This window comes from Pseudomonas sp. ENNP23 (genome assembly GCF_001728945.1).
Classification (GTDB): Bacteria; Pseudomonadota; Gammaproteobacteria; order Pseudomonadales; family Pseudomonadaceae; genus Metapseudomonas; species Metapseudomonas otitidis.
In genome coordinates, this window is the sequence record NZ_LYSP01000027.1 from 75,798 (window position 1) to 87,092 (window position 11,295).

The 11,295-nt window shown below is 65.5% G+C and carries 12 protein-coding genes; 3 read left to right on the forward strand and 9 right to left on the reverse strand.

Features of this window, described 5'->3' with window-relative positions; genetic code table 11:
* Positions 1-9: 9 nt before the first annotated feature.
* From A9G05_RS16230 to A9G05_RS16250, 5 genes are all read right to left on the reverse strand, one after another.
* Entirely contained in the window at positions 10-1,797 is a 1,788-nt protein-coding gene (locus tag A9G05_RS16230) for an ABC transporter transmembrane domain-containing protein (protein WP_069561958.1), read from the reverse strand.
* Between the two features lie 12 nt (positions 1,798-1,809).
* Positions 1,810-2,217: a DoxX-like family protein gene (locus A9G05_RS16235; protein WP_069561959.1), complete on the reverse strand. Its 408-nt coding sequence runs from the start codon at positions 2,215-2,217 to the stop codon at positions 1,810-1,812.
* Complete coding sequence (locus tag A9G05_RS16240) at positions 2,204-2,647, reverse strand: thiol-disulfide oxidoreductase DCC family protein (RefSeq protein ID WP_170832299.1); 444 nt, start codon at positions 2,645-2,647, stop codon at positions 2,204-2,206. Before A9G05_RS16240 ends, A9G05_RS16235 begins: the two co-directional genes overlap by 14 nt.
* A gap of 39 nt (positions 2,648-2,686) precedes the next feature.
* Complete coding sequence (locus tag A9G05_RS16245) at positions 2,687-3,277, reverse strand: DUF1287 domain-containing protein (protein ID WP_069561961.1); 591 nt, start codon at positions 3,275-3,277, stop codon at positions 2,687-2,689.
* A gap of 330 nt (positions 3,278-3,607) precedes the next feature.
* Positions 3,608-4,738, reverse strand: a complete 1,131-nt coding sequence (locus A9G05_RS16250) for an ATP-NAD kinase family protein (RefSeq protein ID WP_069561962.1) — start codon at positions 4,736-4,738, stop codon at positions 3,608-3,610.
* 180 nt (positions 4,739-4,918) lie between these two features.
* Here A9G05_RS16250 and A9G05_RS16255 point away from each other — a divergent pair, with 180 nt between their 5' ends.
* Positions 4,919-5,098: a PA1571 family protein gene (locus A9G05_RS16255; RefSeq protein ID WP_069561963.1), complete on the forward strand. Its 180-nt coding sequence runs from the start codon at positions 4,919-4,921 to the stop codon at positions 5,096-5,098.
* Positions 5,099-5,152: 54 nt separating this feature from the next.
* Here A9G05_RS16255 and A9G05_RS16260 read toward each other — a convergent pair whose 3' ends face one another.
* The 3 genes from A9G05_RS16260 to A9G05_RS16270 all read right to left on the reverse strand — a co-directional run bounded on the left by A9G05_RS16260 (position 5,153) and on the right by A9G05_RS16270 (position 8,126).
* Complete coding sequence (locus tag A9G05_RS16260) at positions 5,153-5,920, reverse strand: GntR family transcriptional regulator (RefSeq protein WP_069561964.1); 768 nt, start codon at positions 5,918-5,920, stop codon at positions 5,153-5,155.
* A gap of 137 nt (positions 5,921-6,057) precedes the next feature.
* Positions 6,058-6,762 carry a FadR/GntR family transcriptional regulator gene (locus tag A9G05_RS16265; RefSeq protein ID WP_069561965.1) on the reverse strand — a complete coding sequence of 235 codons (705 nt, stop codon included), beginning with the start codon at positions 6,760-6,762 and terminating at the stop codon, positions 6,058-6,060.
* A gap of 71 nt (positions 6,763-6,833) precedes the next feature.
* Entirely contained in the window at positions 6,834-8,126 is a 1,293-nt protein-coding gene (locus A9G05_RS16270; protein WP_069561966.1) for a C4-dicarboxylate transporter DctA, read from the reverse strand.
* Between the two features lie 312 nt (positions 8,127-8,438).
* Here A9G05_RS16270 and A9G05_RS16275 point away from each other — a divergent pair, with 312 nt between their 5' ends.
* Positions 8,439-9,788 (forward strand): NCS2 family permease, encoded by a 1,350-nt coding sequence (locus A9G05_RS16275; protein ID WP_069561967.1) that lies wholly within the window; start codon positions 8,439-8,441, stop codon positions 9,786-9,788.
* 63 nt (positions 9,789-9,851) lie between these two features.
* Here A9G05_RS16275 and A9G05_RS16280 read toward each other — a convergent pair whose 3' ends face one another.
* Positions 9,852-10,124, reverse strand: coding sequence for a hypothetical protein (locus A9G05_RS16280; RefSeq protein WP_069561968.1), 273 nt, complete (start codon positions 10,122-10,124; stop codon positions 9,852-9,854).
* 417 nt (positions 10,125-10,541) lie between these two features.
* Between A9G05_RS16280 and A9G05_RS16285 the strand changes: the two genes are divergently transcribed.
* Positions 10,542-11,219 (forward strand): S24 family peptidase, encoded by a 678-nt coding sequence (locus A9G05_RS16285; RefSeq protein ID WP_171902724.1) that lies wholly within the window; start codon positions 10,542-10,544, stop codon positions 11,217-11,219.
* Positions 11,220-11,295: the final 76 nt, after the last annotated feature.

The window sequence follows — 11,295 nt, forward strand, 5'->3', positions numbered from 1 at the left end:
AACAGCTCCTCAGGCGCGGTCACCCGCCGCGTCCCCATGGGTTGAAAACTGCAGCTCGGCCAGGCGCGCATACAGCGGGCTGCTGTGCACCAGCTCGGCGTGGGTACCGATCGCCACCAGGCGGCCCTGATCGATCACCGCGATGCGGTCCGCCCGCTGCACCGTCGCCAGGCGGTGAGCGATCACCAGGGTCGTACGCCCCTGCATCAACGCCGGCAGCGCCTGCTGAATCTGGTATTCGCTCTCGGCGTCCAGCGCGCTGGTCGCCTCGTCCAGCAGCAGAATGGGCGCATCCACCAGCAGCGCGCGGGCAATGGCCAGGCGCTGACGTTGCCCGCCAGACAGCCCGGCTCCGGCATCGCCTAGGTGGGTGCGATAGCCATCGGGCATGCGCGCAATGAACTCGTGGGCGTGGGCGGCACGTGCCGCCGCCTCCACCTGCTCGGCGGTGGCAGCCGGGCAGCCATAACGAATGTTCTCCTCCACGCTGCCGAAGAACAGCGCCGGCGACTGCGACACCAGGGCAAAGCAACGGCGCAGGTCGGCCGGGTCCAGCGACCTGAGCGGCACCCCATCTACCCGAACCTCGCCGGAATCCGGATCGGAGAAGCGCAGCAGCAGGTCGAATAGAGTCGACTTGCCCGCACCAGATGGCCCCACCAGTGCCAGCGTCTCGCCGGGGCGGATCTCCAGGTCGATGCCGTCGATGGCCGGCACACCCGGGCGCGAGGGGTAGGCGAAGCGCACCGCCTCAAGGCTGAGCGCGCCGACGGGCCGGGGCGGCAGGCGCTGAAGCTGGTTAGCGGGCGGGGCCTGGATCAGGCTGCGCGTCGCCAAGAGTTCGGCGATGCGCTCGGCGGCCCCGGCTGCGCTCTGCAATTCGCCGATCACCTCGCTGATGGCCCCGAAAGCCGAGCCGACGATCAGGCTATAGAAGACGAACGCCGCCAGGTCACCGCCGGAGATGCGCCCGGCGATCACGTCCATCCCGCCCACCCAGAGCATCACCCCCACCGCCCCCAGCACCAGCACGATCACCACGGTGATCAGCCAGGCGCGCTGGGCGATGCGCTTGCGTGCCGTGTCGAAGGCGCCTTCCACGGTACGGCCGAAACGAAGCCGGTCCTGGGCCTGGTGGTTGTAAGCCTGCACGGTCTTGATCTGGCCCAGGGTCTCACCGACGTAGCTGCCCACGTCAGCGATGCGGTCCTGGCTCTGCCGCGACAGGCTGCGCACCCGCCGACCAAAAAGGAGGATCGGCGCCACCACCAACGGCAACGCCACCACCACGATGCCGGTCAGCTTGGGGTTGGTGATGAAGAGCAGCACGATGCCGCCCACCAACATGATGCCGTTGCGCAGCGCCAGGGACAGCGAGGAGCCGATCACTGACTGCAGCAAGGTCGTGTCGGCAGTCAGCCGTGACTGGATTTCCGAGGCCCGGTTGCTCTCGAAGAAGCCCGGGTGCAGCTCGATGAGGTGGTTGAACACCCGCATGCGGATGTCCGCCACGAAGCGCTCGCCCACCCACGACACCAGGTAGAAGCGGGTGAAGGTACCCACAGCCAGGGCCACCACCAGCGCGAAGAAGAACAGGATCGAATGGTTCAGAGCCTCTGGCGACTGGGTCGCCAGGCCACGGTCCACCAACAGGCGGATGCCCTGCCCCATGGACAGGGTGATGCCGGCGGTGAACAGCAGCGCCAGCAGGGCACCGATCACCCGGCCGCGGTAGGGCGCGACGAATTGCATCGCCATGCGCAGGGCACCACGCCGGCGAGAGGAAAGCAGACCCATACCAGGACTCGATCAACGGGAAGAGGCGACACTCTGCGGGTTTTCCGGGCGCTCCGCCAGCCAGCCGATGGCACAGAGGAACAACGCCGTCAGGTTGGTGGACACCGGGTTGAAGGCCTGCACCAGGAAGCCCGGCGCCACCACTGCCACGTCCACCAGCAAGCCGATCAAGGCCAGCGCACTCAGGGCCAGCGGCCAGCGACGCCTGCGCACCACCAGCAATGCCAGGGCCAGCACCACCTCGGCCACACCGGCCAGGGCCGCTAGGAGCCGCGCCTGCTCGAAGCCGTGGGCGCGGATCATCTCCAGTTCACCCGGGCTCAACCAGAGCAGCTTGGGCACGATGCCGTGGTAGAGAAACAACAGCGCCAGCCCCCAGCGGGCCAGGCTGGCGTACAGCCTGGGATCAGCGCTCGCCATGCAGGAAGCGCCTCTCATGATCGGGATGGGGCAGCATGCACACCGGGTGCCGGCCAAAGAGCCGGTAGCGGTTCAGGGCAACGCGGTCGTAGAGCCAGTCCCGCACGGGCGCGGGCACCACGCGGAAGAGCCTCAGCCAGTGCCAGGGCGCCGGCAATTGCCCGAGCACCCGCAACACCGCATCGGTGCGCACATGCAGACGCTGGCCCTCGATGTAGGCCAAGGTCTCGAAGTGGTCGGTGGGCAGGCCGTACCAGGCGAGCAACGCCTGTCCCTCGGGAGACTGCACCGACGCCAGCTTGAGGCGCTCGCGACGGTCATGCCGGATCAGGAAGCGTGCCCAGCCATTGCAGAGCTTGCAGACGCCGTCGAACAGCACCACGCGGTCTTCTGGACCGATGAAGGGCGGTTGGGTCTCACTGGGCATGATCCAGCTCCGGGGCAAATGTGGGGAGATGATAGGCGCGCTTCAGTGCGCTGCGAAACGGTAATGACCCAGGATCGGCCAGCGGAACAGGATGTCCTCCTCCCGCGTGCCCTGGCCGATGTTGTGCAGCGCCAACGGCGTGCCCTCGCGGCTGCGCCGGTCGGAGATGATGCCGATGTGCTGCAGGCCGCGCCCCAGGTCCCAGGTGACGATGTCGCCAGGTTGGTAGTCGGCGGCGACCTGCCCGACCTTGAGGGACAGGCCCTGGCGATCGAACCAGGTCATCAGGTTGGGCACCCGGCGATGATCGATGTTGGGGTCGGGGCGTTTCAGCCCCCAATGCCGGGGATAAGCGGAGAAGTGCCGGCGCATGTCCTCGTGGACGCGCTGCTGGAGGTCCAGGCCCTGGGCACGGAGCGCACGGATGACCACGTCGGTGCAGACACCCGTGGCCATGGGCACATCCCCACCGGGGTAGGCAATGCGCCGGTAGGTGGGGTCATAGCCAAGGGTGACCCCTACCTGGGTGCGGGCCGCCTCCACCAGGCGCCCGCCGTCGACGGCCGCCCACCCGACCAGGCAGAACCACCACAGGCCAATGCCCAGTACGAACCTGAATGCCTTGCTGCACATGCCGGCCTCCCTTGCTGGCGCCCTGGCGAACGGGCACGAATCCAGGCGCCACCCTAGCTGGAAACACTCAGGACGTCATGGTGCTGGCGCACAGTGTGGGAAGGAGACGAGGGAGCGGAGAAATATCGAAAGGGAGGATGAAACCGCAAAAGGAACCTGCCGCCCCGGTCCCCATGCTCGACGCCCCAACCATAAGCCCTGAGGAGATTGCGCCGGGCATGGGAACCGGGACAGCAGGCTTGCACACCCTACCCACCACCTGCCCACCAGGCCAGGGCAGGGAGTCGACTCAAGAGCGTCGGCTTAGCCGATCAGGCTGTAGCCATCGGCCTACTCGCCCTCTTCCGATGCCCAGCCGACGGGATACAGCAGCTCCTCGCGATAGCCCGACCAGACCCGTATCGCATCTGGGAATGCGGCATCCAGCACCGGGTCACCACTGTCCACCAGCAAGGGCCGACCCTGCAGGGTAGCGAGCTTGCGCTTGGTCGCCACCACCCTCAATCGGTCGAGCCCGACGGCGCGCAGCACACGAGGGCTGATCTGCTGGTTGCCGCGTCCGATGATGTGCCCCTGACCACCGATGGCAGTCACCAGAATGAACGCCGGATGGTCCGATACCAGCGCCAGCAACTCGGCCTCCGTCACATCGCGGGCGATCAACTGCCCATCCTCCACCACATCTACGCCAAGCAGCGTGCCATCCAGTCCCAGGTTGGCGGCCAGCCCGTGAAGGGTCGACCCCGGGCCGAAGACATAGCGCACGCCGGGCTGCCACTCTTCCGCCAGCCAGTCGGCCAACTCCAGCAGCACCAGCTCCTCCGATTCCATCCCGCCCTGCTTCACCTGCTGCATGAAGTGCCCCTCCACCGGCACCGTAAGCTCCCCGTACCAGCGCGAGGCCACCCGCCCTTCACGCAGCGCCGCTTCGTCCAGGTCACGCACCTCGCCACTGGCCAGGCGCACCAGGCCGCCCTCTACCAGGCGCTGGGCCAGCTCCCCAGCGGCGCGGGGGCTGATGGCGTAGACACCGGACTGGATCTTCACCCCGGCAGGAATGCCCAGCACCGGCTGGCCTGCTCGCGCCACGTCCCCCACATCCCGGGCCGTACCGTCGCCACCGGCGAAGAGGATCAGCGAGACACCCGCCTCCTGCATCGCCTGCACCGCACGGCGGGTATCGTCGGCACCGCTCGGTCCGTCCAGCGTGCCCAGCAGGCGATGACGAAAGCCCATCTGCGCCAGTAACTCACCGCCCATGGCGCCGGGCAGGCAAAGGAACTCGATGCGCTCCGCCAGCCCCAACAGAGGCTCCAGGGCCAGGCGCGTACGTTGCTGGGCCTGGGGCACGGCGCCGCGCTCCAGTGCGAGCCCGGCCACACCGTCGCTGCCCCGCAATGCCGCGGGGCCACCGACGCCGGCCAGGGGATTGATGATCAGACCCATTCGGAATATCGACATGCACACCTCGTCTGAACGTTTCCTGCCGCGCCCGGGTCAACCGCTGCGGCTGCGCTGGCACGGCACCTGCTTCGGGCTTCCGATCCCGAAGATGTGACGTTTTCCCGGCGCTATCGCCTTCATCTTGCCTTCATCTGACGGACCTAGACTGCACACACCACCTGATGAGGAGACCTCCCCATGAGCCTGCAGACCCGCACCGAAAACCGCCGCGTCGTCCCGCTCAAGCCCGAGCAACCGGTGGGCGGCGCCATCATCGATGCACAGGGACGCGAGATTCCCATCACCGAAGGCATGATCCAGCGCGCCTGCCGCGAGCTGGACCGGCAATCGCCCTCCGGCTCCGCTCGTCAGGGCTAGGATGGCCAGGCATGAAAAAGCCCCGGAAACGGGGCTTTTTCATGCCTGCGTGAATCAGGCGCCACGGGAAGCGCGGGCACCCTTCTTCTTGTTCTGCAGGATGTGCGAGAACACCGCGTGCAGATCATCGGAAGCCGTCTCGCCATCGAGGTTGAGTTTGGCGTCGACGCTGTCCATGTGGCGCATCATCAGTTCCACGGCGGTGTCCACGTCACCTGCCTCGATCGCGTCGATCACCCGGTCGTGCTCCTCGTCGGAACAATGGGTGCGACTGCTGCTTTCGTAGAGCGCGATGATCAGCGAGGTCTGCGAAATCAGGCTGCGCAGGAAACCAAGCAGGGTGTAGTTGCCTGCGGCCTCAGCCAGCTTGAGATGGAATTCCCCGGACAGGCGGATACCCATCCCACGGTCGCCCCGGGCGAAGCAGGCGCGCTCCTCCAGCACCATCTGGCGCAACCCGGTGATCTGCTCGGGGGTGGCGTTCTTGCAGGCCAGCTCGGTGATGGCCCGTTCGATCATCCGACGTGCGTAGAAGATCTGCCGTGCTTCCTCGGCACCCGGGCTGGCCACTACGGCACCCCGATTCGGCCGCAGCAGCACCACACCCTCGTGGGCGAGGCGGGACAGCGCGCGTCGGATGATGGTGCGGCTCACGCCGAAGATCTCGCCGAGGGCCTCCTCGCTGAGCTTGGTGGCCGGTGCCAGGCGCTGCTCGAGGATGGCTTCGAAGATATGCGCGTAGACCACCTCGTCCTGGGTTCCACTGCGCGTGCCTTTGGTGGCACGCGGCGGTTTCTTCAGACTTTGCTCGACGTCGTTCATGAGGACCACACAGTGAAGTTCAAAAGCGGGAATGGGCTGACACTATGCCGACGGGATGCCTTTACGCCAGCACCCAAGCCATCAGCCGCATGAAAGTGTGGCGCATTGTACACAAACCGCCCGCAGCTCACAGAACATCACGCTTTGGAGGCACTCATCGGCGGCTCCGGCAACTGCAGCGGCAGGTCGAGACGGCGAGCCTCATTGGCCAGGTGCAGGCGCATCAGGTCGGCAGCCAGGGCGCTGTCGCGGCGACGAATGGCCTGCACCAGCGCCTCATGCTCGCGCACTCGCGCCTCAAGCTGGTCGGCGCCCTGGCGCAGCAACACATCGCTGCGGGCCAGCGCATCCCCAGCCTGGCCAACCAGGTGCTGGAAGATCGGATTGCTGGTGAGATTGCCCAGCAGGCGGTGAAACCCCAGATAGGCCTCGACGAAGGCATCCAGCGCACCGTCCTCGGCGGCATCGCGCAAATCCAGCAGGCGCAGGCGCAGGCGATCGAGGTCGGCACTGGCGATGGACTGTGCCACCAGCCCCACGATGAAGGGCTCCAGCGCATAGCGCAGCTCGAGGATGTCAGCCATGCGATGCCCGGCCGCCACGCGCGGCTCAACCACGTCGGCGGCCTCCTGCGCCAGCACCTGCACCCCCTTGCCGGGCAGCGAGCGCACCATGCCGAGGGTCTCCAGCACGGTGACGGCTTCGCGCAGGCAGGGCCGGCTGACCCCGAGCTGGTCGGCCAGCTCCCGCTGCCCGGGCAGCATCTCCCCGGCAGGCCAACGGCCCTGCTCGATGGCTTCACGCAACGACTGCACAACCGACCCCACCAGGGTGGTAGACATGGATTCGCTTCCTCTTCGACCCGTTCAGGCCCGGCGCCGGGCAGCATCATGCCTGCCCGATCGGTCCGTACTCAATCGGCAGAAGCCCGCGCCTTGAAGGCCAGCCCCTGCTCGCCGGCCAGCACGCCACGGGCCCGCTGCAGGTCGATGTCCTGCTCCCAGCGGGCGATGGCGACGGTGGCAACACAGTTACCGATTAGGTTGGTCAGCGCCCGGCCGATGCCCATGAACCAGTCCACCGAAAGCACCAGCACCAGGCCGACCACCGGGATCGCCGGCACTGCCGCCAGGGTCGCCGCGAGGATCACCAGCGCCGAGCCCGGGATGCCGTGGGCGCCCTTGGAGGTCACCAGGGAGACCAGCAGGATGGTGAGCAGGTCGTTCATCGCCAGGGGTGTGCCGGTGGCATGGGCGATGAAGACGATGGCCAGGGTCAGATAGATGGAGAAGCCATCCAGATTGAAGGAGTAACCGGTGGGGATCACCAGCCCCACGGTGGAAGTGCGGATGCCCAGGTGCTCCAGCTTGCGCATGACCTGAGGCAGTACCGCATCGGATGAAGCGGTGCCCAGCACGATCAGCAACTCCTCCCGCAGGTAGCCGAGGAATGGCAACAGGCGCAGCCCCGAAACCCGCAGCACCGTCCCCAGCACCAGCAGCACGAAGGCCGCGCAGGTCAGGTAGAACACCAGCACCAGGCCGCCGAGGTGGCGCAGGGAGTCGATGCCGTATTTGCTGGTGGTAAAGGCGATGGCGCCGAACACCCCGATCGGCGCCAAACGCACGATCATCCCCATGATCCGGAAGATCACCTGGCTCAGCTCACCGATCAGCCGGGCAATACCGGCCGCCGACTCCCCAGCCATGTTCAGTGCGCAACCGAACAGCACCGAGAACACCAGCACCTGGAGGATGTCGTTATCAGCAAAGGCTCCCAGTACGGAGTTGGGAATCAGCCCCATCAGGAACGCCACCGGCCCATGCAGGTCGCCGGTGCGCGAGGTGTAGGCCGCCGCATCACCCGCCGGCAACTCGCTGAGATTGATGTTGGCGCCCTCCCCCAGCCCGGAGCCGTAGGCCACCAGCAGGCCGATCAGCAACGCCAGGGTCGTCAACACCTCGAAGTACACCACCGACTTGAAGCCGATGCGGCCCACCTTCTTCAGGTCACCGGCACCGGAGATGCCACTGACCACCACGCAGAACACGATCAGCGCGATGAGCATCTTGATCAGCTTGATGAATCCATCTCCGAGAGGCTTGAGCTGCGCCGAGAACTCGGGGAAGCCGACGCCACAGAGGATACCGATGACCAGGCCGATGACGACCTGAAGGAAAATCGAGCGCGAACACCACTTGAGCATTGGAGTGATCTCCTGGGGTGCCTTCGCGGCGCGCAGCAGGGAGCCACGGATACCGGAGGCTTTGTTGTTGTGGTCTTACCGGTCAGTCCAGCTATCGCAGTCTAGGACCGTGAAGATTCGTACACAAGGCCACGCAAACTCCAATTGACTTTTTTGTACACAAACACATAATCCAACTGCATACTTTCTGACTCAAAAGTCAGAAAATGCGTCAGCCCGCCGGGCAAAAACCTCAAGGCTTCCCCCTCCGTGCAAGGGACCCAGGTAACCAGCCGGGAAGAAGCTCACAACAACGAATGAGAGGTACCTGCTGTGGAACGCACCAGACAACAAGAACAAAACCTGTACGCCGAAAGCCCTCCTGCCCAGGGCCTGCTCGATCGCCTCTTCAAGCTCACCCAGCACCGCACCACCGTGAAGACCGAACTGGCCGCCGGTCTCACCACCTTCATCACCATGGCCTACATCATCTTCGTCAACCCGAACATCATGGCGGACGCCGGTATCGACCACGGCGCCGCCTTCGTCGCTACCTGCCTGGCTGCCGCGTTCGGTTGCTTCCTCATGGGGCTCTACGCCAACTGGCCGGTCGGCCTGGCGCCGGGGATGGGCCTCAACGCCTTCTTCACCTACACCGTGGTCAACACCATGGGCTACAGCTGGCAGATAGCCCTCGGCGCGGTCTTCCTCTCCGGCGTGCTGTTCATGGTGCTGACCTTCTCGCGCATCCGCGAATGGCTGCTCAACAGCATCCCCAGCAGCCTGCGATTCGCCATGGGAGCCGGGGTCGGCCTGTTCCTCGGGCTGATCGGCCTCAAGACGGCCGGCATCGTCGTCGCCCACCCCTCGACCCTGGTGCACATCGGCGACCTGACCTCCCCCGGCCCGCTGCTGGCCGCCATCTGCTTCCTGATGATCGCGGTGCTGGAGTACCGCCGCGTATTCGGCGGCATCCTCATCAGCATCCTTACCGTCACCCTGGCCGGCGTCGGCCTTGGCATCGTCAAGTTCGGTGGCGTGTTCTCCATGCCCCCGAGCCTGTCCCCCACATTCATGGCGATGGACATTGCCGGCGCGTTCAACGTGACCATGGTCAGCGTCATCCTCGCCTTCCTCTTCGTGCACATGTTCGACACCGCCGGGACGCTGATGGGCGTGGCCCAGCGCGCCAACCTGGTGAAGGAGGACGGCCGCATCGAGAACCTGTCCAGGGCCATGAAGGCCGACAGCGCCTCCAGCGTGTTCGGCGGCGTGCTCGGCGTACCGCCGGTGACCAGCTACGTGGAAAGCGCGGCCGGTGTGGCTGCGGGCGGAAGGACCGGCCTGACCGCAGTCACCGTGGGCGTGCTGTTCGTCGCGGCGATGTTCTTCGCCCCGCTGGCCGGGATGATCCCTCCCTACGCCACTGCTGGCGCCCTCATCTATGTCGCCATGCTGATGATGGGCGGCATGGCCCACATCGACTGGGACGAACACACCGAGACCATCCCTGCGATCGTCACCGTGATCATGATGCCGCTGACTTTCTCGGTCGCTGACGGCATCGCCCTGGGCTTCGTCAGCTACGTCGCCATGAAGGCCTTCACCGGCCGCTACCGCGAGGTGTCCCTCAGCCTCTACGTGCTCTGCGCGATCTTCATCGCCAAGTTCATCTTCCTCTGACCGCCCCGGAGTCTCGCGCGCCGACCGCGAGGCTCCGTACAGGCGCTCACCTCACCCCGACACTCAATGACACAACGCCAGCAGATGCGGCCGATAATGGCCGCCTGGCTCCTCACTGATCGAGCACATGAAACTCAGCCGCGTCGGGCCGGACAGCCAACCCACTTCCTCGAACACCCGCACATCGGCGGTCACCTGCTGCACCAGATAACCCCGGTTGCAGCGATGCTCCTCCCGTGTCACAGGCTCGCGCGCGATGGAAGCGAAACAGCAGACACGCCCGCCCACCTCGACACGATGGATACCCAAGCAAAGGACCGTCAGTTGAAATTGCACATCGCGTCTCCTTTCGCGAGACACCAGGGCAACCTGGCCCCAGCGTAAGAAAGCCCTCCCCCGTCACTGCACCACCCCTGGCCGGGACCATGCGAGCCCCCGAATCGGAAAGGGCACCTTCCTGGCACCCCATCCAACCCCGGAGTCACACGGGATACCAAGGACGGGCAACCACGCGACGGCTGGAGGGCGAAACGTCCCAAACCGGCGCCATCCTCTTTCCTGCCAGTCATCAGCGCCAGAAGGCAGATTGTCTGGAAGGGCGAATACAGCGCCACCTGCGGAAAAATCCCAAAGACAGAATACGCATAGTATTCGATGATACAACCCTGTATTACACAAGGTCACTGGCGAATGGCAATACGGCGCGTACTGTCGCCCTCCATGAAAAAATGGAACCTGCTGGCCAAAGCCAGAATGAAAGAATTGGGCGTCACCCAGGAGCAATTGGCCGAACGAATCGGCGTGACCCAGGGCGCGGTCGCGCACTGGCTGAACGGCCGCCGCGAGCCAGGGCTGACGAGAATCAACCGGATACTTGCCTGCCTGCAGATGCCGACTCTCAGCATCGGCGGACAACTCGTGCAGTCGGCTCACGACAGCCCCGACAGCAAAGAAGAAGCGCGCGAGGTCCCGGAAGGAGTCATCCCCATGACCATCAGGGAAACCGATGCTCCCCGCTACGAGTACGAAATCGAGCTTCCACTTCTGAGGGAAGCCACAACCTCCAAGGAAAAAAGCAACACCCTGGAGGAACTGGACTACTCAGGCATCCGCTTCAGCCGACACGCACTTCAGGCGCGCCAGATCGACCCGGCTCTCGCCGCCTGCCTCATCGTCTGTGGCGACAGCATGGCGCCCCTGTTTCCCGATGGCGCCATCCTCGGCATCGACCGTGGCCGCCGCGAAGTCATCGATGGCAAGACCTATGCCCTGCTCGATGCCGGCATGCTCCGGGTGAAGATCCTCCACCGCCTGCCCGCCGGCCAGGTACGCCTGCGCAGCCACCAACGGGACGAGTACCCGGATGAAGAGCGAGCGCTGGCTGAGTTGGAGATCGTTGGCCAGGTCTTCTGGTCCTCGGTGCTCTGGTAGTTCCCCGCACCCGTCAACCGATCCGGGCTGCTCGTACCTGAGCGGCCCTTCCCCACCAAACTCCAGACAAAAAAAA